This is a genomic window from Alkalibacterium putridalgicola (genome assembly GCF_900109825.1).
Lineage (GTDB): Bacteria > Bacillota > Bacilli > Lactobacillales > Carnobacteriaceae_A > Alkalibacterium > Alkalibacterium putridalgicola.
Genome location: NZ_FOBL01000012.1, coordinates 13,985 through 37,744, shown reverse-complemented (window position 1 = coordinate 37,744; position 23,760 = coordinate 13,985). Strand labels below are relative to the sequence as shown.

Genomic DNA, 23,760 nt, shown 5'->3' with positions numbered 1-23,760 from the left:
CATATTTATGATAAATTCACAGATTCATCATACTAAAGTCACTTTCTATCATACCATATATACAGTTTTTTATAATCTGATACCTACCATTATAAGAAAATCCTTATGCTGCCGGGATGAAAAGATATCATTCACAGCAACATAAGGATGCTTTAGTTTATATGTGCATGGACTTCAGATCATGATTAAAGTGATTCACGTCATTGAACAGATTCAAGCGGGAAAGATAATCATTTGCCCATTCTTTGATGACACTGTGTTCGTCATGTGTCGGATCATTGATGACTTCCAGAAAATAGGCATAGCCTGGGGGTCCTCCTATGTTTTCTGGGACTGGATCTCCAGACATGAGGCTGAGCTTAGGAAACACCTGTCTGTTCTCAGAATAAAAGGTCCTGACCCGGATGCTGTGTACCCAGTCGTCACCGAAGTCGTACACATAGGTAAAGACCCCGTTTGTTTCCGGTGTGATGACGTCTGCCAGTTTAAGCTGACTCGCAGCATAAGCCTCCTCTTCTCCGCCCATCTGATAACGTTCCATATTCACTTTCTGCTGGGCGCCGATAATGGTCGAGCCATCTTCCATAATAAACTGATGCAGATGCGCATCCTGCCACATAAACACCTTCTGGATGACCCGGTGCAGATCTTCGAAGGTAAGCTGCATGGGCATCTGGATGATACGGATCACATCAGGTAGACCGCCCATTTTCAATCGGACCTCGATTTCAGCCAAATCGACGTGATAGTTCACTGGACCAATGATTTTTTCATATTCACTGATGAACTGTTTGAATGGCCGGTGTTCCTGCTTAAGCGACCGGTTCAAATGACTTATCTGATACTGCCAGTAACTTTGAATCGTATATTCATTTTCCTGATAATGATCCAGCTGTCTGATCAGATTCACTGCTGACGAATTGCGTCCGATCTTCTTGAAATCCGTCGCTTTGCTGACAGTCAGATTCGATCCCTTTGAATGGGTGAGATACTGCTGGATACTTTTATGAGTGAAGCCCAGTTTCCCCAGCAGGTCATAAACCGCTTCTTCAAACCACTCATAAAAATCAAGTAATTCTTCTGCATCCGTATTCAAAAAAAGCAGAGTCAACCCCGACAGATCATGTGTTAGAACGAGCAGATCCTCCTGATTTATCTTGACACTGTTTATATGCCACTCAAATAGTTCCTCTTCTTCGGGTGAACCACTGTCTGCCAGGATCTCGATATTTTCTATAGACCCTCCAGCCATCTTCTCGGCTTTTTTAAAAGCCTGCAGGACTTTCCTGGTTGCAAAAATGTGCATGATTCCTCCTCCATCCCTCATCGCTTTGTAAAATAAGTATACCATTGATTGCATCGATACACTAAAATTTACTCAGTAGTAAGGCAATGAAGACCCACCTAAAATTTTATTTGTTTCTGTTTGACCCTGGCAATATGCTGGTCTCTGATTTCACCGGACACTTGAGCCAAAGGTTTGAGATTAACATAGACGGTGTCCATATCTTTTTCCGTCAAAAGGACGGGTAAAGTGGCATAGTCCCTGGCCAGTTTTTTCCTGAGTTGATGTCGCTTAAGGATGGGCACCGAGGCCTGCCAAAGCTCTTCCGACTTAATAGTGGCATTCTCTCCAAAAATGATGATGGAATGAAAGTAAACATCTTCTATCCCCATATAGGCTTTTAGTGCACGGATGTGTCCTTTGTTTTGCATGATCGGATTATAGAAGGAATGTTTTGTTTTATTCGGAAAAGTCTGGGTCCAGTATCTGCGTTTTTCTGACCCGTAGATCCAGCCGCCGTAGTTTTTAGATTCAAAAACGTAGATACCTGTTTTGGCAATAAAAAGCAGATCGATTTCAGAAGTGGTCCCTTCCTTTTTCGGAACATACACATTCGGCAGGACTTTTGCGTTATCATCCAGTTTCATAAGTTCCTGGTATAGACGGTATTCTCCCAGCCTGCCTTTATCAAAATAAACCTCAATATAACTGTGCTGACTGATTTCCTTGTAGCCCGACTGATCGTATTTCCTTTTTGATGACTTTAAAATCAGGATCCCTAAAAGCACCAGACCTATAACTATCCCGTCCATCTCTTCCCTCCTCAAAATACTGTCTACTGTTATTATTGTCATTTTAAATAAAAACTGACGTAAAAAGATGATACAAAAATGAAAAGGATAGGATCTGCATCCTATCCTTCCTGTGTTATTCGTCTGTCTCTCTGTGCCACTCATCTTCCAGTAAACCGTAAATGACCATCGTGATGTACTTGCCGCCGATCAGTTCATCATCCCGACGCGTGCCTTCCTGCACAAAGCCAAGCCGTTCCGGGATCCTCCGACTTTTTACATTTTCTTCTGCCGCCCAGATTTCCACCTTATGCAGACCCAGTTCGTCGAAGGCATAATCTAGTATACTTCTGACAGCCCGGGTCATGATGCCTTTCCCAGTATAGGCACTGCCCAGCCAGTACCCGATCTCAGCCGACTTAATGGACCAGTTGATCTCTTTCAGGCTGATATCTCCGGCTACTTCGCCATTATAGAGGACCACGAAATGCATCGCTTCTTTTTTTACGAACTGCAGCAGCTGACGGCGCGTGACTTTATCAACATCGTCCGGTGACTGCACCTCATCCACCCATGTCATCCACTGTTGCAGCTGATCCCGAGATGCGTCGATCAACTCGAACACTTTTTTTGAATCCTGATATTCCTTCAGTTTCAACGCGATTACTTCATCGATTTGTTGTGTGAACATACCTGTCGCCTCTTTCTACACTACTATTATATCAAGTATAGCATCAGAACAGCGGGAAAGGGACGCTTTTGTCTTTTATAAGGAGATACAACACTGGTTCATTACTCTATAAGTGTGGGGCGAGCGAAAAAGTATTGGGTTCGGTCGTTTCCTGATCCTCTTTTGCTGGTACATGTCGAAGTTCCGGAAGTTCGGTCATTAGGATATGGTTTCCCAGTTGTACACGTCGAAGTTCCGGAAGTTCGGTCATTAGGATATAACATCCCTTTTGTACACGTCGAAGTTGCCCCGACTTCGGTTGATAGAAAAGAATGAATTTAACCTACTTACCGAACCTGGCCTACTTCGGTAAGTAGGAAAGACTTGAGCAAATCTAACGACCGAACCTCCTCCAACTTCGGTAGATACGATATCGCTCCTTCAACGTATCTACCGAAACCAGCCAAGTTTGGCAGGTACGGGCATGAACTTAATCTGTAACTGTCGAAGTTGTCTTAAAAACGATTATCGTGTTAACTATACCCATTCATCTCGTAAAAAAAGAGAGTTCGTGAGTAACGAACTCTCTCCTCTCCATTCAGTTATTCGTCTTTGTTCAGCACTTTCAGCCGAATCAGCTTGTCTGCTTCAGTAACGATCAGGACGATGAGCCCGACGCCTATCGCGATCATCCATTCCAGCGGGTCCAACCCTGCAGTATAGAAGTAACGCTGCATGAATGGAACGTATGTCAGGATCAACTGCAGCACGAGCATGATTCCGATAATGACAAAAGCCATCTTATTACTAAAGAAGTCTTTTGAGAATGCCGGTTTACGGGTACGGATATTGAACAGATAGAATATCTTACTCATGACCATGATATTCACGACCGTCGTACTGGCCGTCGCCTGGTCAACACCATATGAGGTGGTGAGCCAATTATAAGCAAGCAAGCTCAGTCCCGCCATCAGTATGGAGACATAAGCAATCTCGAAAGCCTGTCGCTTACCTATAAACGGCTTTGTCGTGTCTCGCGGCGGCCGTTCCATCGTTCCCTCTTCTGCCGGTTCGAATATAAAGGCAAATTGGATCGTGATGGCTGAAACCATATTGATCCACAGCATTTGTGTGGCTTGAAGCGGCAAATCGTTCTGCAGCAGCAGAGTGATCGCAATGATCAGCCCTTCGGCAAAACTGGTCGGCAAAAGATACAGGATACTCTTTTTGATGTTGTCATAAATGCGTCGACCTTCGTGGATAGCCGTTTCCATGGTGGAGAAGTCATCATTGGCCAGCACCATATTCGCAGAATCTTTCGAGACGTCTGTGCCTTTCTGACCCATGGCGACGCCGATATCGGACGTTTTCAGCGCAGGTGCATCATTCACGCCGTCACCGACCATGGCAATGACTTTTCCGCTGCGCTTGTAAGCTTTGACAATTTCCAGTTTGTTGTCCGGTGTCGTACGGGCAAAGACGTGATAATCGTTGATTTTTTCAGTCAACTCGTCTTCGCTCATCTCTTCCAGTTCCAGACCGGTGATCGCCTTGACGTTTTCTGCCAGTCCCAGCTGTTCAGCAATGGCTTTCGCTGTGCTTGGGTGGTCCCCAGTGATCATTTTCACTGCCACACCGGCTTTACGCATGGTTTTAATGGACTCGATCACTTCATCCCGCGGCGGGTCCATGATACCGACGATACCTAAGAAGGTGATGCCGTCTTCCATGTCAGGATGATCGATATCTTCCTTCTTCTGATCCAATTGCTTCACGCCGACTGCAACCACTCGCTGCCCTTTGGAAGACAACTCCTCCACTTTATCCTGCCAGTGTGACAGGTCAAAGTCCGGATCTGACCCTTCTGCCATTTCAAAAATCTTGTCCGGCGATCCTTTGATATAGATCTTCTGATCCCCAGATTCTTTATGCTGTGAAAGCGAGGCGATGTAACGGTAGTCTGAATCAAAAGGGATGCGGTCGATTTCTTCGTAGTCCGATTCTTCCGTTCCATGACTTTTCTGATACAGCGTCAGGAAGGCCCCGTCAGTCGGTTCGCCGTTGATGACCCACTTGTCTTCTTCCTGTTCAAGAGTCGTTTCATTGGCTTCATAGCCTGACTGGATCAGTTCCTTCAAGGCGTCCAGTTCATCGATATTGACAGGTTCGTCGTCTTTTAAAATATCTCCTTCTGGAGAATAACCGACACCGGTCACTTCATAGGTGTCTTCTGTCGTCACGATCGTCTGAACGGTCATTTCATTACGTGTCAGCGTGCCAGTCTTGTCTGTCGCAATAACATCCACTGAACCGAGCGTTTCAGCTGCAGGCAGAGTTTTGACAATCGTGTTCTTTTTATTCGCCAGCGTCCTGACACCCATAGCTAAAACCACGGATGTCGTAGCTGGAAGTCCTTCCGGGATCGAACCGACGATCATCGTGATGACGGCAAGCGACAACGCTCCCAGTGTATAATCGCCGATGAAGAATCCAAGTGCAAACAGCAGTGCAGCGACACCCAGGATCACATACGAGATATTTTTACCTAACCCGTCGATTTCTCTCATCAAAGGCGTTTTCTGATGCGACTGTTCACTGACGGCCGAACTGATTTTGCCGATCTCGGTTTCTTCGGCAGTTGCTACAACGACGCCCGTTCCGTTCCCGTTGGTGACAGATGTCGAAGAAAAGGCCATATTGCTCTGGTCCCCCGTCGACTTTTTCCCTTCCAGAGGTTCCGCTTCCTTGCTCACCGAACCGGATTCACCCGTCAGCGAGGATTCCTGCACTTTCATATTCTCTGCTTCTATAAGACGCAAATCAGCCGGTATGTTGTCTCCGGCCTCGATATAGACCAGATCTCCTTTCACAACTTCTTCGGCCGGTATATCGACACGTTTGCCGTCTCTGATAACTGTCGCCTGGGTGGACAACATATCTTTGATTTTCTCCAATGCATTGGAAGCATTCACTTCCTGGTAGTAGCCGATAAAGGTATTGGCAATGATGACCAGTCCGATAACGACAGCATCTGAATAATGTCCCATGCCTAAAGTCAGCGCCACCGCTGCGATAAGTATGTAGATCACGACATTATTCAATTGTCTGATCAGAATCGTCCACTTAGATACCTCGTCCTGCTCGATCTCATTCGGTCCATCACGTTCCAGACGCTTCTGCGCTTCATCAGAACTTAATCCTTCTTCTGCATCTGAATCGAACTCCTTCACGACATCCTCGTTTTTATATTGATAGTATGTTTGCTCTGTCTCATTGTCTTTAGCCATTATCATCATCCTTTTTCAGTAAGCTGTTATGTCTTAATGATAATATAAAAGAAGTTATTTCATAAACAAAAACGCTCAGTGAAAAAATTCACTGAACGTTTTAAATTCTTTATTTTAGATCGGGACCCTAATCGAACTCTTCGTATTCATTCGGATGCTGACCTTCCACTCTTCCAGGTTCACCTTTATCCAGCGCGTTGATCTTTTCGATTTCTTCAGGCGTTAGTGAGAAATCAAATACATCAAGATTGGCTCGCTGATTTTCCGGTGACGCTGATTTAGCGACTGTCAGCACATCATTGTCGATATTCCATCTCAAGACGACCTGTGCCGAAGACTTGCCGTACTTCTCACCGATTTCTTTCAGGACATCGATCCCTAGAACATCCACTTTATCTCTGCCAAAAGGACTCCAGCCTTCGGTGAGGATGCCGCGTTCCTTATTCACTCGAACAAGTTCGTTGTTGTTGAAGTAAGGATGACGCTCGATCTGGTTCGTCGCCGGGACCACACCCGTCTCTTCAATGATCCGGTCCAGATGCTCTTCCAGGAAGTTAGAGACACCGATCGATTTGATAAGACCGAATTTCTGTGCATCCACTAAAGCCTGCCACGCTTCAACATACTTATCCTGCTTCGGCAGCGGCCAGTGGATCAGGTACTTGTCAAAGTAATCCAGACCCATGCGGTAAAGTGATTCCTGGATCATCATGATGGCTTTATCGTAGGCATGCACCTCTCCGGGAAGTTTGGAACTGATGATAAATTCTTCCCGAGGGACAGAGCTTCGGCGGATCGCTTCTCCCACCATGCCTTCATTGTTATAGTTGGTCGATGTATCGATCAGGCGGTAGCCGTTTTGAATGGCCGACAAGGTACTTTGAACCCCCTTGGCTCCTTTGATATAAACCGTGCCTAAACCGATTTTCGGCAGACGTTCTCCGTCATTAGTTTCAAAATAGTGTGATTCTTGCATACATTTACTGCTCCTTTCTTCTGTCTTCTTCTATTATATAAAAAGTGAGGCGTAATTTCTAAAGTTAAATGCCAAACTAGACATTCCCGCGCCAGACCATGGCTTTTTCCTTGTTCAAGGCAAAGGGACGCAGATACGGAGTGGCGTGACCGGTCAAAAGGATATCCTTGTGTACATTTATCCCTAAAACTTCTTTTACATAGGTCTTTCTTTGTTCCATGCGCGTCCAGACATCTGGGTAGGCTTTCTTGATTTCCTCCTGCAGCGCCTCGTCTGCCAAGGCGATGCCACCTTCCACACTCACACCTGGATAGCCTTTGACTGACGGGATGATATCCACTTGAAACAACATGCCGCTTTGAAGGGTGGTTTCTGAAGATTTCGAGACCGGTGAAGCCATCCATTCCTCGTCGGCCGTTAAATGGCCCGGATTCAGCTCCCAGCCGAATTTTTCTTTAGGCAGGACGCTGTCGATCACGTCATAAAGCTCTCTGCCTTTCATGCCGACATGAACCTGTTCCAGCCAGGCCGTAACCGCTGTAAAATAGGGTTTTGCGACGTTGTCCAGATAATCCTGATGCTTTTCCGGAAGCTCTTTTGCGTCGTGAACGGCGATCGGCCCGCGGCTTTGAAGCCCGCCTTTATAACCGACAGTAAGTGACAGTTTGTCGCCAAGCTTGACTTTTTTCTCGGAAGGATACAGATTAGCCTGTTCAAAGCGCTGACCCGTTGCGGCGATCGTCACCACGCTGTTTGGCTGGCCATATGCATTTAAGATACCGCCAAGTTCCCATTCGGACTTGCCTATCTCAATAGCATCCAGTGCTTTAAGCATACGCTTAGAAGCCAAGGCTGCACCGAATTCGTAATGTGCCACTTCGTTTGCGTTGTTCGTTGTTCGTACGCCTTCTGATCCAATAAAGAGGTCAGTCGCATTGACGACTTTTTCTTCCCCGAAGAGATTTATGAACTGTTTGACGATATAGTGCGGGACGTCAAACTGCTTACTTGCTGCGTCAGACTTCCCGGTAAAGAGTTTCCAGCCCACCACGCCGACATTCTTGTCTGACTTGATCAAGTCTTCAGTCACTAATTCGTCAAAGCGCTTCATTGGTTCCATCGGCTGATTTGGCAGCGAGAAATGCGGGATGTGTACCAGCTCGCCTTCCAAACGCGCGTGATCGATCAGTTTCAGATTTTCATTGCCCAGCAAATAGTAGACTTGGCCGTCATCGTGCAGGATTAGAAGCCCTTCTTCAAAACGCGTCAAAAAGCCCGTCAAGTACTCAAAGTTTGACCCGTGTTCCAGGTCTTCGTAGATCACCAGGGTCGACAGGCCGTTTTCTTTCATCTTCCCTATGACCTTCTTGTAGCGCTCCTGCATCGTCTCATCAGTCAACGGGACCTGCTTCAGATCCTTTTCCGGTGCCGGTGCCTGTACCTTTTCATATTTTGCATACTGATAGTGATAATTCATCCGTGATCCTCCTATGTCATCATTGATTCAATCATAGCATATCTGCATTCAAAAAGCCGATGCATAAAGCACCGACTTAAGAAATAATATTCAACTTTTAAAAATCTCTCCCTCTGCTTAGACGGCTTTTTGCTTGCTGATCCGGTTTGAAATAAAGAGCAAGATCAGGATATTTACAAGGTTTATACCTAAAGCGACCGCAAAAGCCGGTGCATATGAACCAGTAAAGTCGTAAATAAAACCGACTGCTGCCAGAGAAATCGCTCCGCCAAGACTCGTTGAAAAGGCCAGGATCGGGTACAGTCGTGTAAAATTATAGCGTCCAAAGAACTCTTTCGTCAGCAGCGTCACACTGACCGACGGAATAGAAAAAGCTGCACCGAAAAGAAAGGCCCCAACATAAAGCAGCGGAACAAGCTCGAAAGTCAATAAAATCACGCTTGAAACAGCGATCAGCGCTAGGATGCTCACGGTACTTCTGACAGGCCCCCAGTGGTCGCTCACGTAACCGAGGCCTAATTTAAAGCCGATACTGCTGACCATCGCGATCGAAAGCATCGTCGCACCCATGTCAGACGAATAAGAAAGCGACTGAGCAAACCCTGGGAAATGCTGCGGGACGCCGATCAGAAGGGTCTGGAACAGTGTAAAAATGAATAAATGCACGAAAAGGAAGAGTGAAACGTCGCGCTGCTCATCACGTTTAACGACTTCGCGTTCCCTGGCCATTCCTTTTTCAGAATCGTCCGTGCCGTATGGCAGATAGCCGCTGTCTCTCGGATCTAACGTGAACGGAACTAAAATAGCCGGCAGTGCGAACAGGACGATCAGTATCCCCATGATGCGGTAAGACTGTTCCCAGCCCAGTGAATCAATCAGATTCGAAAAGACAGGAGAAAAAATCGCCCCAGTGATACTGCTGAAGCTCAATACGACACTCGTGACCAGACCGTGCTTCTCGCTGAACCACTCGTTGATGACGATCGTCAGTGGGACCCAGGCCAACAGACCCGTCCCGATCCCACGTAAAGTGCCTAAGATATTGAAAAGCCAGAGCGAACTGACCCAGCCAAGCAGATAGTTGGACCCGCCTGCCAGTATGACACCAAGAATGATCGTACGCTTGAAGCCGAACCGGCTGATCAGTCTCGGCACATATAAGGACATCACGGCTTTCATGAACAGCGTCAGGGTATTGTGCATTGCCACTGACCCGCGGTAAACATTCAAGCTGTCAGCGATCGGCGTAATGAATACCCCGTTCGTCATGATCGGCAGACCCACGGCGCTGATTGCCAGTCCGCACATCATCACCGCTACCAGCCAATGCATTCTACTTCTACTTTGCACATCATCTCTCCTCACTCAAAAATCAATACTGTTCATTATACGTGAACTTACTGTGAGAAGTAAGGGCCTTTTACGATTTCTCATCAAAGCATCACGCGCGATTTTATTCTGCCTTTAATTCAATGACCACGAGTTCCGGCCGATTGAAAACACGCAGCGGAAACAGACTGTTGCCCAGTCCGCGGCTGACGATCATGGTCGTTCCGCTTTCTTCATACCTACCGCTGGTATATTCCGGGAAGAAGCCCTGCGACGGCGCGTAAAGGCCTTCGATAAACGGCAGCCTTATCTGACCACCATGTGCGTGGCCGGACAAGACGAGGTCCGACTCAGTCTCCACGTAGAGATCCATCAGCTCCGCCCTATGAGAAAGCAGGATAGAAAACTCAGTGTCCTGTCCTGAATAAAGCTCCGTCAAGTTTTCTAAAAGAACGGTATCTCTTTCTCCGACTTCCTCTATCTCTTCTGCCATCAGAGTGAGCGGATCAGACAGTCCAACAAGAGACAGCACGTCTCCGTCTGCTTCGATCACTGCAGTCTCGTCATCCAAGTTTTTCACTCCAATTTTACCGAGGATATCTTCAAGTTCAGGGTACTTGTTTGATGCAACTTCATGGTTGCCGGATACAAAGTACACGGGCGCAAGCGAAACGGCCTGTCTAAGGAATTCTTCTGCCTTAGCTAGATCGGTGCGGTTGCTGTCAATAACATCTCCCGTGACTAGAATAAGGTTGGGATCTTGGTCTTTTATCTGATCGATCAGTTCACCATGAAAATCTTTATTATGCAAATCAGACACCTGAACGATCCTGTAGCTATCAAAACTGGCCGGTATCGCTTCGTTACTATACTCATAATGAGTCGTCTCGATTGCATTATTTCCCCAGTAAAGATAATAGGCCGTACCTAAGATAAGGATCAGAAGTAGCATGGCTTTTTTTAATGGTCTGTTTTTATTCATTCAAATCTCCTCGTTGCTTATATATAGAAAAACGATGTTAATTTACTCAACAGCTTATTTAAACAGTATATGACGTCTGCCTATCAGTCGCAAGGAAACGGTTCGCCTAGCTATAGTGCTGAACTTTTCATTCGAGGCCTCCAAGATCATACTCTTGGCACATCCTACTACCCATTTTCCTAGGCTTCTTGCCTAATAAATCAACTCATTCTACTATATACGCAATTGAAAACTTATTAAAGAATTTTTTCTTTTTTCGTACAATAAAACCAGGTAGCTGAAACGTTTTCGCCCTTTAAAAATCCTGTCATCAAAAAAGACTCTGACGATTTATCACTTGTCAGAGTCTTTCTGCAATCTAAGGACTGTGTCTATAGTTTGTCTAAGTTTTTGAGGTAAAAGTCCAGTACAGGATTGGCCATATCTCTCTGCTCGCCTTTCCAGTGGAACATGCTCATCGGTCCGGGACTGAATTCGACTTCTGTAACGACGTAATCACCGGCTTTTGGATCTAGAGTGATATCATTGGTGATAATATCCACGCCGCCGTAGTGAAAGCCTGGGATCGACTGGATCGCTTTTACAGCAATCTCTTTAAAGGCTTCATGCGCGGTATCTGTATAATCAATACCGTCGCCGCCGCTGGCTATGTTCGATTCGTCTCTGATGACGATATATTCGCCTTTTTCAGGTACCGTTTCAAGTGTGCGCCCTTCTCTGTACAGCCGTTCCAATTTATCTTTGTCAGTAGGAATAAGGAACTCTTTCAGATCCCGGTTCTGCTTCCTCAATCGGTTTTTCTCTTCAATCAGCTCAAGGACAGTGTGTTCTCCGTCTCCAGTCACGTTGGCCCGCGACCGCTTCGAAGCCGCCAGCACTTTACCGTCAACGACAAAAAAGCGGTAATCGTCCCCATTGAACTGTTTCTCGATCAGGATCTTTGAAAACTCACTCCCAATAAGCCCAGCTATTTTATCAAGGTGTTCATCCAGTTCCTCATCTGATGCGATATTGGTATAAACGCCTTCGCCTCGCGATAGATCGTTTGGTTTGAGCACGACTGGGTAGCCTACTTTATGGGCAAACGCTTTGATCTCATCACGTTCGTAGATACGTAAGTACGTCGATTCGGGGACAGTGACCCCCTGCCTCTTTATCAGTTGGCGTGCTCGGTATTTGTCATCCACGATCCGCATCATTGCTGCCGATGAAAGCGGCCCGTTCATATCCCGAAACAATAACTCTTTGCCATGTAAAGTAAGTATCATGGTGTCAAAACCGAGCCGTTCAGCCTTATACCCGCGCCTGTAAGCCGCTTCCTCAAGCAGCTTGGACTTTAGACCTTCTCTTGATTCGAAATCAGCTTCTTCTTTTTCGATTTTTTTGAGTGCACTGGTTCTATTTTCGACCATTACTATTTTCCCTCCAGACTTTCGACCACAGTGTTTTTGCATTTATCTATATTATTATATCAATTTTAACATAACTGATAAGGAATTAATGTTTTCAACAACTGAAGGATCTTCTGATAATGACTGTTACTCTATATCCTTTCCAGAAGGTTGCGTATTCTATTTATTCAGACAACTTTTTGTTTCATCCTATTTTAAGCGATCCAGCCGTCGTAATCGTTGCTAAAAGAGGATATATTTGGTACTTTGATAGTAAGAAAGATACCGTGAAGGAGGAAATGGCAATGGATTCAAAACATGTCGTGATCACAGGTGCCGGGAGTGGGTTAGGTGCGTCGCTGGCCCTAAAGTATGCAGAGATGGACTACCATGTCACTTTGCTCGGCCGCACATTCAGTAAGCTGAGATACGTTGCAGACAAGATGTCCTCAGATAAAGTATCTGTTTATACCCTGGACGTCTCGTCACACGAAGAAGTAGCGAAAGTCTTCAAAGAGATTACAGAGGATAACGGGGACATCGATGTACTCGTAAATAATGCCGGTGTGGGCGTCTTCGACGATGCCGAGAACATTTCGCCTGATTCTGTCGACCAGATGATCGATATCAACCTGAAAGGAACCATCTACTGTACCCAGGCCGTGCTCCCTCGTATGAAAGAACGAAACGAAGGCACGATCATCCAGGTCATTTCCACAGCCGGACTAGACGGCAAAACCTCTGAATCGGTTTACTGCGCAAGTAAATTCGGCGCCCGCGGCTTCACTGAAAGCATCATCAAAGAACTAGACGACACAGACATCCACGTCCTGGCAGCTTACATGGGCGGGATGAAAACTAGCTTCTGGGATGATATCTACTCAAAAGAAGAAATCCAGCATCTCATGGATCCCGATGACGTGGCGGACATCATCCTGGCTAATGTGAAAGCCCGTAAGAACTTAACAGTTCCTGAAATCGTTATAAAAAATCACTTGACTTAAAATCTTGAGATGAAGAGCCTTCGAAAGCGAAGGCTCTCTTTTTTTCTTTAAGATTCGCGTTTTATTATATGGGTTGTGACTATTGATCGAGTTCCATTCTCTGAGTAGTCAGAACTGAAAACCATTCGGACAACCGCGCCTCTTATGGGCTTCGAGTATGCCTTACTCGGGTGCTGTTGTGACTGGTCATTTGAACTCAGCTGGTGGGTGGGTAGAAAATGCCACTTTTACTGCCTGCTCAACGCCATATCTAATCCGGGTCGTCCTTTGAATAGCTATCAAGAGCCTTCTCAAATTTATAAGACCTCTGACTGGTCACTACCTTCGTGTTTTAGTGCCGACTGAAGTAGAGTATATAAATGAGCGGTCACTTGATGACAGAAGTATGGCCAGCTCAACTGCTAGACAATCTGAGCAGACAGAATAAAATATTTTTAAGCCTGCTCACAGAATATTTTTTTTGAATCGATCTAATGATGGTCATACTCGCCTGAAGCGAGTATGGTCTTAATATAAAATCTGGTATATTCCTTTTAACGAAACTAAAACGACACAAAAAAGTGCTGACCCATTGAGGTCAGCACTTTTTTCATGATTAGATTTAGTCTAGATGCTTCTCTTCATCAAAATGACGGATGACGAGCGGTTCGCCTTTTAACAAGGTATACTCGGTATCCTCTTTACCGATCGCCACCTTGATCAAACGGTGACGGAACTGAACTTTGAAGGTGACGCGTGTCCAGTCTTTCGGCAGTCGCGGTCTGAATTGGAGGGTATCGTTTAACAGACGCATGCCTCCAAAACCGTAGACCATGCTCATCCACGTCCCTCCCATGTTTGCCGCATGCACACCGTCTTTCGTATTGCTCTGCATATCCGTGATGTCCATCAGCGCCGTATCCATGAAATAGCTGTAAGCTTTATCCATCTCTCCTAGATCGCTGGCCATCATTCCAAACACAGAACGTGACAAGGACGAATCATGCGTTGTGAAAGATTCATAGTAATCGTAGTCTCTGGCTTTCTGTTCCTGTGAAAATTCATCAGAGAACAGGAACTCGGCAAGCACCGTATCGGCCTGCTTGTTGACCTGGTAGCGGTAGATCGTCAGCGGATGATAATGCAGCAGCAGCGGGAACTTGTCTTTCGGTGTGTTTTCGATATCCCACACTTCTTTATGGAAGAAACTGTCATCCTGCATTGTGAGTCTCTGTTCCTCATCATAGGGTAGGAACATTCTGTCAGCGGCTTTCTTCCAGTTTTCCAGTTCCGTCTTGTCAAAGCCGATACGTTTAAGAACGTCCAAGCCGGTTTCATCTTGGGCTTCAAGAACTGCTTCCACCATTTGGGCTGCATACTTGAAGTTATGCTTGGCCATGAGGTTCGTATAATAGTTGTTATTGACAATCGCTGTATACTCATCGGGTCCGGTCACATCGTTTAGAACAAAAGCACCGTTTCGCTTTTCATCGAAGTGGCCCCAGCCAGCATAAAATCGCGCAGTCTCTACAAGGATCTCAAGGCCCTCATGCATACCGAAACGTCTGTCCCCGGTCACTTTAACATACGAGTGGACAGCATGCGCAATATCGCCGTTGATATGGATCTGAGCGGTACCGGCAGGATAATACGGGCTGGCTTCTTTTCCGTTGATCGTGCGCCAGGCAAAGAGCGCTCCCTTGTCTACGGCCATCTCCCTAGCTCGGTTGCGTGCTTCATGCAGGATCGTATAGCGGTAATTCAATAAATGCTTGGCGATCTTCGGCTGGGTATAAAGGAAGAAGGGGAGCATGTACATTTCAGTGTCCCAGAAATAATGACCTTCATAGCCTTCACCGGTCAGTCCCTTGGCCGACATGTTCCGCTTTCCGTCTCGCCCGGCTGCCTGGTACAAGTGGAAAAGATTGAAGCGCAGACCTACCTGCAATTCGTCGTCTCCCTCGATTTCTATATCAGATGTTTCCCAGAATTCTTCCATATGGTCCACATGCTTTTCTTTCAACCCTTCAAAACCGATCGCTGAAGCTTCGTTTATGATCGTGGAAAGTTTTTGTGCTTTTTCTTCTTTATAAGAAGCGTCTTTAAAAATGTTGCTATACCCAACGATACGTTCAAGTGTTACCGTTTCGCCTTTGACTGTATCTATTTCCCAGCTTTCCGCTCCGTTTTCAAAGCGGGACTGAACGGATGAATCCGACAGCTCATTCTTTTCTCCCATGATCATGTGTAGATCTGTGCTGTTAGTTTCTATATGCAACAGCTGATTTTCGAAGTCTTCCAACCGTTCGGACTTGAAGCGTCGTTCTTTCTGAGCCTTGATCCGCGGATCATTACTCTCTTCTTCAGAGAGGCTTCCCATTTCTTTTAAGTCATCCAGCGTTGCAACAATCTGAAGGTCACACCCTTCGTCATATGGTGTGATCTTGATATTTTGTGCCAGCAGTTCTGGATAATCGTAAGAGACGAATCGTTCTATTATCACGTCCAGTTTATGTCCCTTTGTATTCTCCCAGGTGAAGGACCGTGTGAGCAGTCCCTTCTTCAAGTCGAGCTGACGCTTGTGGTCCGTCGTCTTCCCGGTTTCCAGATCGAACAGGTCATTGTCCAGCTTGATTGCCAGCTTCTTCCCGTTCGGGACTGGGATGACTGTCTGGTGTTTTTCGGCGTATCCGTAGGCCCACTCGCCATACTCGATCGGTTCGCTGTCATAGTAGGCATTCACGAGCGTGGCCTCGCTGTGACTGTATTCCCTGGTCCGCTCAGCCTCTTCCAAACTGCCGCGTGTACCGAAATGCCCGTTCGACAAGGCGAACAACGTTTCATTCTGTCTGATCATTTCCGGGTCTGTCCCTTTCTCTGTTAAAACCCATTTCGAATCTTTAGATATCAATGAATTCATAGCGGTCTCCTTTCAAACATACTGCTTGGGGTCTTTACACTTATCTTTATTATAGAATACATGTCCTGGTTATTACCAAGCATATGAATATCGGACGGTCAAACCTTCAAATGATCATTCAAAAATTGAGGAGTATAGGTTGAACTATTGTCGTTTCTCATCGGCTGAATTTTAAATACGATTACTTTATTATACTAAAAAGCAAGAAAACCAGTCAGCTCATTATAGCTGACTGGTTTTCTTGTTTAATTAATCTTTGATCCAGACAAACTCGTATGGATCTAAGGCTAATTTCTTGGATAATTTATTGCTAGCATAGAGATTCTCTCCGCTGAATGGTAAGTCTAAATCGACGGGTTCATCAGACACATTGACCGAGAAAAATACTTTTTCATCAGTCTGCTTGTTTGAACGGATAAGCGAAAAGAGCCGTTCGTCATCCGTCAGGACTTCCTGATCTGCAAAAGGGGAAAAAGCTGAAGACGACTGTCTGACTTTGATCATATCTTTCATGCCTTCAAAGACTAGGCGGCGTCGCCCTTCTTCTTGAAATTCAGCTTTCAAGCTGTCGTAAGAGAGTTTCTCTCTGTTGATGCGGCGATTGATCCCTGATTTTTCTAGACCCTCTCTGTCATTTTGTGAACCAAAAAGTGAATGGTAGTAAATGGCCGGGACGCCTATAAAAGATAAAAGGATCGCATGTGCAGCCAGTGCTTTCTTCACATGAATCTCCAGCGAATCCTCCTTGTCTTTCAGCATGTCCATATAGTTGATGTTCAGCTCATAGGGTGACTTGGACCCGTCCGGATTGGATTTATAAGAAACCGCTCCGCCGTTTTGCTCCACTTTTTCAAGGAGCACACCCAGTTCTTCATCATTAAGGATCCCCTCAACCGGTCTGACACCGATACCGTCATGACTGGCTAAGAAGTTGAAGTAAGTCGCCTGGTCCGAGATTTTTTCGATCGTTTTTGCCCAGTTTGTCAGTTTGGCTGCATTCTTCGTTGCAAAGCTGTACTGGACAAGCGGAGGGAGCGTGAACTGATAGACCATATGCGCTTCATCCGTGCCGCTACCGAAATAAGAAATATTCTCTTTATGCGGTACGTTCGTTTCCGTAATGATCTGAACTTCCGAATCGACTTTCTCAGTGATCGTGTGCCAGAGCTTGATGATTTCATGTGCTTCCGGCAGATGTATACTAGTACTTCCCGACTTTTTCCATATAAAGCCAATCGCATCAAGGCGTATGCTTGAAGCACCTTTAGCAATATATTCCAGCAAGATCTCTGTCATTTCCAAGAGTACCGGGAAATGTCTGAAGTTCACATCGACCTGATCTTCACTGAACGTCGTCCAAGCTGTTTTTTTACCTTGTTTGCTTTCATATGAATGAAATAGCGGTGAAGTTCTTGGACGCACTACTTCAGATGCATCAAAGGCTTCATCTTTTTCGATAAAATACTTGGCATACTCGGGGTCATCTTCCAGGTATTTCTTGAACCAGCTGCTGGATTTAGAGATATGATTCGCCACGAAGTCGAACATCAGTCGAAAATCTTCTGAAAATGCCTCGATATCCTGCCACGTGCCATAGTCGGGATTGATCTCGCGATAGTCCACAACTGAAAAGCCGTCATCAGATGTATATGGAAACATCGGCAGAAGGTGAACATCCGTTATGATACCATCAGTTTCTTCTTTAAGAAAGTGATGCAGGGTAGCTAAAGGGGCTTCATCTTCTTTTTGGATGCTGTCACCGTAGGCAATGAGATAGATATTCTCTTCAGTCAGCGGTTCACTCTTTTCCTGTTCATTTGACTGCCATTTTATAACAAGATCATTTATGTCAGTGACAAAGTCTTCCTGAAAAGCATCCCCGTATATAAATGTCAGGTGCTGCCTTAGCTGATCTTTAAATTTTGATTGGTCATTCACTTGGATCTGTCCCTTCTTTTTCTATTAAAACGGTCTGATACCCACGGCTTGGCACAGTTATCTGAGATACTTCAGCTTGTTTTTCTTCTTTCAAGTCCGTCGTGAAAATAGTCTCACCCAAAGACGTCTTGATAGAAAGCTTGACTTCCTGGTCAGTCGGATTATAGAGTCTCACGACTGCGCCCGTTCCTTCTTCGGCATGTTTCAAAGCACTGATGAAGACCTTTGGATCGGAAAGTTCAAGCAGAGACTGGCTCTTTTGAAGTTTGCTTATCGGATATGGAATCTCAAATCGGTCTAACCGTTCTTCAAAGGTATTGAGTTTCTGGTGCTGATAGGTGAACACCTGGCTATTATACTGATCGGCGAGGTCAAACAGAACCTTATCTGAATCATTACCGAAGCAGACGGCATAATCAAATGTCATCGCTCCAAGCATCTGTGCGTCAGGGGTTTTGACGACCTTATTGTTGATACCTGAAGCTCGTCCCGGTCGCCAAGCCAAATCATCGCGTCCAAGCAGCCCCACACTGCGAAACAGAGTCAGAGCAAATCGACGGGTATCCTTCAGTACTTCATATTCTTTGATCCCTTTCGTAAAGGCAGTAATGGCTGTCTTTTCACCCTTTAGTCCGGCGAAACGCTCAACGGTATAGATCGGGACTGGTGCTTCTTTGTAGCCGCGTTCTTTCCAGTCAGCCATACGTTCCTCGACCAGCGGGCGTTGGATCAGGCTGTAACCCTGATCGCCGTAGGAATACAGAGGCTTCTCTACTGGTGTCTGAATCAAAACGCGTAGACGGTGATCTTTGACAGTGTTCTCGATTTCATGATGGACATGGACGAAGACATCATCCGGTTTCAAAGTCAGTCGGGTTTTGATCGTGATATTTTCTGTTGATGCCTGCTGTTTATTGTGGTCAGCCTGACGGCGTTCATCTAAGAGTTTCGGCAACTGGGCTTTAGTCTCTAAGTCCATCAACTGTACACGACCAGACTGTGAAGTCGTGACACATTCGAATTGATCGATCAAGATCGGTTCACTTCCAGGCAAGGGTGAATAGTCATAAGAATCCCCCGCATCTGCTGTATCCTCGAACTGCAGAAAATCTTTAAGTGTTTTATCGGATACTTTGTTATAAAGGAAAAGCGAACCGTCTTCCACAAAGATTTTTACCTGATCATTTTCAAGTGACTGAACAGGCGTAGTTTCGTGATCCTGGTTTGGTTTAACTTCTGCATTTATATTCAACGTCGTATAGCCAAAAGAAGGAAGAGAAAGGCTTTCAATCAGGACCTTAGTTTTAAAGTAACCCGGAAGCGGGACTTCTTTTTCACCCTCATCTGTGACCTGGATCTTTTTCCCGCCATCCATTTCTATCTGTTCGAGCAGAGAATAGCTGAGAGTTTCTCCTTCATTACTGATCAGTTCAAAGGATGGCTGATCGGTGAACAAAATAGCTTCCACATTCTGTTTTGCAGCTTTTCCGTTCGTATTGAACACAACGAGCAGCTGCTCTTCTTCAGACTGATTCACGATGGCTTGAGTCATCTGTCGCTTGATAATATTCATCAAACCATCGATCTGACGGTCGATCTTATGAAGACGTTCCATGATATTTTGATTCGTTGCGTCTGAATTGCAGCCGCCGATACTATCGTGTGCATGGACATCGAACAGTTCTTTCCACATTTCATCCAGACGCGCTTTCGGATAGCGAAGACCAAGGGCATGACCCATGACCGCTAAAGGTTCAAGCTGTCCAATGAGTTTGTGTTCCACCTGATAATTCCAGTATTTGATGTCATAACGCTGAGAACGAATCGTTCGGTGCATCCGTGAGGTTTCGGTTGCGATAAGCTCGCCTTCGATCGTATTATTGAAGGCTTCCTCATTCCATGTTTCATCCATGTAAGTCTCATAATCTGACAAGACATAGCTGTTTTCTCCATCCATAGCATTCAGTGCTCTAACCGTTTCCGGGAAATGCTCACGTACAAGAACCTGGTCCCCACCGGACGGAAAGAGGATATGATCAGTATGTTTGCTCATATCACTCACTTTGTCTACAAGCGGTTTAAGATGGTCATTCATATAATCCTTACTGGCTTCAAGAAATTTCCCAGGTCCATACCCTAGTGGCAGGACCGCTCCCTTGACCGATTCCCCGTCAGGCGACTGCCATTTAAAATGGACATCACCATTCAGTTCATCCGTATACAGCCCGCGCTGGAAAATACCATAATCGATGCCGAAGTTTTTAAAAAGCGACGGCAGATAGGTGTTTTGTCCAAAGATATCCGGCAGATAGCCCACATTCATGCTGTGCCCCATTTTTTCGGAGCCTGAAACACCATACAGCAAATTACGAACAAGTGACTCTTTATGTGTCAGCAATGAATCCGCCTGCGTGTACCAGGGACCGATAAACAAGCGTTTCTTCTCGATCAACTTCTTCAAGCGATCCGTTTGCTTCGGTTCGATCCTCAAAAACTCTTCCACCACAGACAGCTGTCCGTCAAAGACATACCCGTGATAAGCCGTGTCTTGCTCCAACACGTCGAGCAACCGGTTAATGTTTTCAACTAATATTAAATTGGAATCTTCGATCGTAAAATACCATTCCCTGTCCCAATGAGAATGAGGAACGATATATACTCGTTTCGATGTCATCTTTAAGTCCTCCTGTGAATAAAACAGTATCCGTGGAGACTTACTTCCTCCACGGACCTATTCCTTTTTATTTTCAGTGATTAAACAGTCATTTTTCCGCGCTTGATCATATTGTTTCGGATAAAGATGTTTGACAGTGCAATAAATAATGTTCCTACGAGCAGTCCGATGATATAAGCCAGTACGTTATCGACTAATGGCCAGCCCCAGACAGCTGGAAGCGGTAGCCATTGTACGGCACCTAAAAGCACGGCTGTAATAGAACCCAGGATGGCTCCGATAATATTGATCGGGATCGTAATGATCGGATTCTGCAGCATGAACGGGATCGCCCCTTCACTGATGGCTAAGAAACCGAGCAGGATCGATGTGTTACCTGTGACGCGCAAGTTTGCATTGAATACGCGCTTACCAACGATATACTTGTCAAGGACGGTTGCTAGCCCTAAGCCGATCGGTGGGATAACGATCGATAGGACGCGTGCAGTCAGTGGGAAGATCCCGTCTGCAGCCAGTCCGATATTGATGGCCCCAGCAGCTTTGTTGACAGGTCCACCCAAGTCAAAGGCTGTTGCTGCTGCGATGATCGAAGAAAGAATGATTTCTCCGCCTTCAGCAGAAGCTGTGATCGCTTGTTCCATCAACTGGTTCAGCCCACCAAATACAGGATCGACGATATAGAAATTAGCCAGGAAGATAACCAGTACAGAAACTGCAGGGATCAAGAACATTGGTTTCATTGCCTGTAGATTGCGGTTCAGTTTGATTTTTTCGTTCAAGAATCGTGACAGATATCCGGCGAGTAGACCAAGGACAAGTGCTCCCAAGAACCCGGAAGCGACGCCTCCTTCGATCCCCCAGAAACGGAAGTGAACACCGTTGGCAAAGAGTCCCCCGACAAAACCGGCTACGATACCAACTCGGTCAGCAATAGAATAAGCTGTATAGGCTGCGAAAATAGCATAGATGAACTGGAAAATCATAAAGCCGAGTTTATCCAAGTGATGTAATATAACAAAGAATTCATTGCTGTGTGTCGCGTAAGAAATATCATTGATCTCATTGACCAGCCCGAAAGGCATAGCGCCAAGCTTGGCGATACCCATCATTAAACCACCCGCAACGAGGAGTGGGATCATGTAACTGATACCAGTCATAACGGCCTGGACCATTTCACTTAGGACACCTTGTTTTTCGCCGTTGTGATTCTCCTGTCTTGGAGCCACATCGCTGTCCTGTACTTTTACTTTACCGTCAGGTTTCCCAACTACTTTGGTCAGAAGCGATTCACTATTCTTAAGCGGGTCAGCAACACGGGTCTGTACGTAAGGAAGTCCGGCAAAACGTGCTTTCTCTTTAACCGGCAGATCTGTAGCAAAGACGATACCGTCTGCTTTTTTGATCATCTCTGCACTTATACGGTCTTCGATACCAGTTGCTCCCTGCTTTTCGGTCCAGATCGTATACCCCAACTTGTCAGCTGCTTTTTCAAGCGCTTCAGCTGCCATGTAAGTATGGGCGATACCTGAAGCACACGACGTCACAGCCAGGATCGTTTTTCCTTCTTTGCTGACGGCTTTCTTCCCGGCTTTTTCATAACTGTCCAGCGCCTTCATAAAGTCGTCTGAATCTTTGGCTTCAAGAAGACGCGTGTAATAGGCCTTATTCATCAAGCGCGTGCTCAATTCAGCCAGCACGTTTAAATGCGTGGATCCTGCTTCACTCGTTGGGATAGCCAGTAAAAAGACCAGCTCCACTTGATTATCAGGATCGATACTTTCCCATTCCTTTACAGGACGCTCAAGGCGTGCCACAGCAAAAGCTGCTTCGTTAACGGTTTCAGATTTCCCGTGAGGAATGGCCAGCCCGTTTTCCATTCCAGTAGCCGAGGTTCCCTCTCTTTCCATTACACTGTCATAAAAGGTCTGCTCGTCATTGATAATGTTTTCTTTGTATAATGAATGAACAAGTTCTCTGATCACTTCTGCCTTATCTGTTGATGTGATATCATACCGAACCAGCTGCTTAGATGTTAGTTTCTTTAAGTCCACGTTGTTTCCTCCTTGTTTTTAAAAACGTTTTCAGTTGATCTATGTATAGAATACACCACGTTATATCTAAGGACTAGTACATCCCCTGTACAATTGTACATCCTGAAGTTAGCAGACGATCTACATGACAGATGTACTTGCAGAAGTGTTGTGTTAAAATGAAAGAAATGCTTACAATAAAGGACGAGATGATATGGGCAGGCTTTTAGATATTCATGCAAACGAACTGGCAAATCTGACTTATACCGAGAAACAAATACTTTATTACATTGAAAACAACAGCGAGGACGTCGCCGAGATGTCTTTGACAAAGCTCGCCGAAAAAAATGCCGTCAGCACAACGACCATCGTCCGCCTGAGTCATAAATTAGGCTACGGAGGCTTTTCAGAATTTAAATTCAATCTGAAAAAAATGAACGAACAGTTGACCCGCAGCGAGAATCTGGAGAATCTCGACCCGGTCGACCAGTACTTGGATGGTCTTTCTACCGGGCTTGCTCACCTAGATAAAAACGTTCTGAAAAAAGCTGCCGAAGAAATGAAGAAAGCAGACAAGATCATCATCATTTCAGTTGGACTCACAAAAGTGGTCGGCGAATATATGAGTAAGCGACTAATGCAGATCAACCGGGCGTCTTCTTATATCTATGAATCCCACATGATCGATTTAGTCAGTAACTGGGTCGACAGCCATGATCTAGTCATTTTCATCTCATCAAGCGGCGAAACCCAGACGCTGGTCAAAGCCGCTGAAAAACTGTCTCACTTAGCAATACCGACGATCGTTCTGACCAACAATCCCGATAGCGCCTTGATGAAAACCACAGATATAGGCGTCAGCTTCTCAATTCAGCACTATTTATACAAAGGTTACGATATATCAGCAAGATCATTTCTTGTGATTTTGTCAGATCTCGTCGTTGACTATTATAGAATGATCGAATACGAATGAGTTCCCTGACCCTTTGTGTGACATCAATTGGCATCATTTTTATAAAAACACACC

The 23,760-nt window shown here is 45.6% G+C and carries 15 protein-coding genes; 2 read left to right on the top strand and 13 right to left on the bottom strand.

The genetic code is table 11. The annotated features are described in order from the left end of the window. Nucleotides 1-157: 157 nt before the first annotated feature. From BMX84_RS05440 to BMX84_RS05400, 9 genes are all read right to left on the bottom strand, one after another. Nucleotides 158-1,306, bottom strand: a complete 1,149-nt coding sequence (locus BMX84_RS05440) for a plasmid pRiA4b ORF-3 family protein (protein ID WP_177165473.1) — start codon at nt 1,304-1,306, stop codon at nt 158-160. Between the two features lie 98 nt (nt 1,307-1,404). Next, entirely contained in the window at nt 1,405-2,097 is a 693-nt protein-coding gene (locus BMX84_RS05435; protein ID WP_177165472.1) for a nuclease-related domain-containing protein, read from the bottom strand. A gap of 115 nt (nt 2,098-2,212) precedes the next feature. After that, a complete protein-coding gene (locus BMX84_RS05430; RefSeq protein WP_091487877.1) occupies nt 2,213-2,767 on the bottom strand; it encodes a GNAT family N-acetyltransferase in 555 nt (184 codons plus the stop codon). A 581-nt stretch (nt 2,768-3,348) separates the two neighbouring features. Then, nucleotides 3,349-6,033, bottom strand: a complete 2,685-nt coding sequence (locus tag BMX84_RS05425; RefSeq protein ID WP_091487875.1) for an HAD-IC family P-type ATPase — start codon at nt 6,031-6,033, stop codon at nt 3,349-3,351. A gap of 127 nt (nt 6,034-6,160) precedes the next feature. Further along, nucleotides 6,161-7,009 (bottom strand): aldo/keto reductase, encoded by an 849-nt coding sequence (locus tag BMX84_RS05420; protein ID WP_091487873.1) that lies wholly within the window; start codon nt 7,007-7,009, stop codon nt 6,161-6,163. A 76-nt stretch (nt 7,010-7,085) separates the two neighbouring features. Next, complete coding sequence (locus BMX84_RS05415) at nt 7,086-8,486, bottom strand: M24 family metallopeptidase (RefSeq protein ID WP_091487871.1); 1,401 nt, start codon at nt 8,484-8,486, stop codon at nt 7,086-7,088. Nucleotides 8,487-8,603: 117 nt separating this feature from the next. Further along, entirely contained in the window at nt 8,604-9,836 is a 1,233-nt protein-coding gene (locus tag BMX84_RS05410; RefSeq protein WP_143058673.1) for an MFS transporter, read from the bottom strand. A gap of 103 nt (nt 9,837-9,939) precedes the next feature. Continuing rightward, nucleotides 9,940-10,797, bottom strand: a complete 858-nt coding sequence (locus BMX84_RS05405) for a metallophosphoesterase (protein ID WP_218142335.1) — start codon at nt 10,795-10,797, stop codon at nt 9,940-9,942. 371 nt (nt 10,798-11,168) lie between these two features. Next, a complete protein-coding gene (locus BMX84_RS05400) occupies nt 11,169-12,209 on the bottom strand; it encodes an ATP-binding protein (RefSeq protein WP_177165471.1) in 1,041 nt (346 codons plus the stop codon). Nucleotides 12,210-12,493: 284 nt separating this feature from the next. Between BMX84_RS05400 and BMX84_RS05395 the strand changes: the two genes are divergently transcribed. After that, complete coding sequence (locus BMX84_RS05395; protein ID WP_091487867.1) at nt 12,494-13,192, top strand: SDR family NAD(P)-dependent oxidoreductase; 699 nt, start codon at nt 12,494-12,496, stop codon at nt 13,190-13,192. 601 nt (nt 13,193-13,793) lie between these two features. On the opposite strand, the gene BMX84_RS05390 is transcribed toward BMX84_RS05395, so the two are convergent. From BMX84_RS05390 to BMX84_RS05375, 4 genes are all read right to left on the bottom strand, one after another. After that, on the bottom strand, nt 13,794-16,091 hold the full coding sequence (locus tag BMX84_RS05390; RefSeq protein ID WP_091487865.1) for a glycoside hydrolase family 65 protein: 2,298 nt from the start codon (nt 16,089-16,091) through the stop codon (nt 13,794-13,796). 249 nt (nt 16,092-16,340) lie between these two features. Next, nucleotides 16,341-18,029 carry an alpha-amylase family glycosyl hydrolase gene (locus BMX84_RS05385; protein WP_091487864.1) on the bottom strand — a complete coding sequence of 563 codons (1,689 nt, stop codon included), beginning with the start codon at nt 18,027-18,029 and terminating at the stop codon, nt 16,341-16,343. Beyond that, nucleotides 18,022-20,703 carry a glycoside hydrolase family 38 N-terminal domain-containing protein gene (locus BMX84_RS05380; RefSeq protein WP_091487862.1) on the bottom strand — a complete coding sequence of 894 codons (2,682 nt, stop codon included), beginning with the start codon at nt 20,701-20,703 and terminating at the stop codon, nt 18,022-18,024. Before BMX84_RS05380 ends, BMX84_RS05385 begins: the two co-directional genes overlap by 8 nt. 80 nt (nt 20,704-20,783) lie before the next feature. After that, nucleotides 20,784-22,754: a fructose-specific PTS transporter subunit EIIC gene (locus tag BMX84_RS05375; protein WP_091487860.1), complete on the bottom strand. Its 1,971-nt coding sequence runs from the start codon at nt 22,752-22,754 to the stop codon at nt 20,784-20,786. Between the two features lie 193 nt (nt 22,755-22,947). Here BMX84_RS05375 and BMX84_RS05370 point away from each other — a divergent pair, with 193 nt between their 5' ends. Beyond that, nucleotides 22,948-23,706 carry a MurR/RpiR family transcriptional regulator gene (locus tag BMX84_RS05370; RefSeq protein ID WP_091487859.1) on the top strand — a complete coding sequence of 253 codons (759 nt, stop codon included), beginning with the start codon at nt 22,948-22,950 and terminating at the stop codon, nt 23,704-23,706. Nucleotides 23,707-23,760: the final 54 nt, after the last annotated feature.

What these genes read in the sequence shown, in the direction of transcription:
- BMX84_RS05415 (WP_091487871.1), bottom strand. Translation starts at nt 8,486, where the DNA reads ATGAATTATCACTATCAGTATGCAAAATATGAAAAGGTACAGGCACCG.
- BMX84_RS05420 (WP_091487873.1), bottom strand. Translation starts at nt 7,009, where the DNA reads ATGCAAGAATCACACTATTTTGAAACTAATGACGGAGAACGTCTGCCG.
- BMX84_RS05405 (WP_218142335.1), bottom strand. Translation starts at nt 10,797, where the DNA reads ATGAATAAAAACAGACCATTAAAAAAAGCCATGCTACTTCTGATCCTT.
- BMX84_RS05395 (WP_091487867.1), top strand. Translation starts at nt 12,494, where the DNA reads ATGGATTCAAAACATGTCGTGATCACAGGTGCCGGGAGTGGGTTAGGT.
- BMX84_RS05390 (WP_091487865.1), bottom strand. Translation starts at nt 16,091, where the DNA reads ATGAATTCATTGATATCTAAAGATTCGAAATGGGTTTTAACAGAGAAA.
- BMX84_RS05370 (WP_091487859.1), top strand. Translation starts at nt 22,948, where the DNA reads ATGGGCAGGCTTTTAGATATTCATGCAAACGAACTGGCAAATCTGACT.
- BMX84_RS05430 (WP_091487877.1), bottom strand. Translation starts at nt 2,767, where the DNA reads ATGTTCACACAACAAATCGATGAAGTAATCGCGTTGAAACTGAAGGAA.
- BMX84_RS05440 (WP_177165473.1), bottom strand. Translation starts at nt 1,306, where the DNA reads ATGCACATTTTTGCAACCAGGAAAGTCCTGCAGGCTTTTAAAAAAGCC.
- BMX84_RS05425 (WP_091487875.1), bottom strand. Translation starts at nt 6,033, where the DNA reads ATGGCTAAAGACAATGAGACAGAGCAAACATACTATCAATATAAAAAC.
- BMX84_RS05380 (WP_091487862.1), bottom strand. Translation starts at nt 20,703, where the DNA reads ATGACATCGAAACGAGTATATATCGTTCCTCATTCTCATTGGGACAGG.
- BMX84_RS05400 (WP_177165471.1), bottom strand. Translation starts at nt 12,209, where the DNA reads ATGGTCGAAAATAGAACCAGTGCACTCAAAAAAATCGAAAAAGAAGAA.
- BMX84_RS05435 (WP_177165472.1), bottom strand. Translation starts at nt 2,097, where the DNA reads ATGGACGGGATAGTTATAGGTCTGGTGCTTTTAGGGATCCTGATTTTA.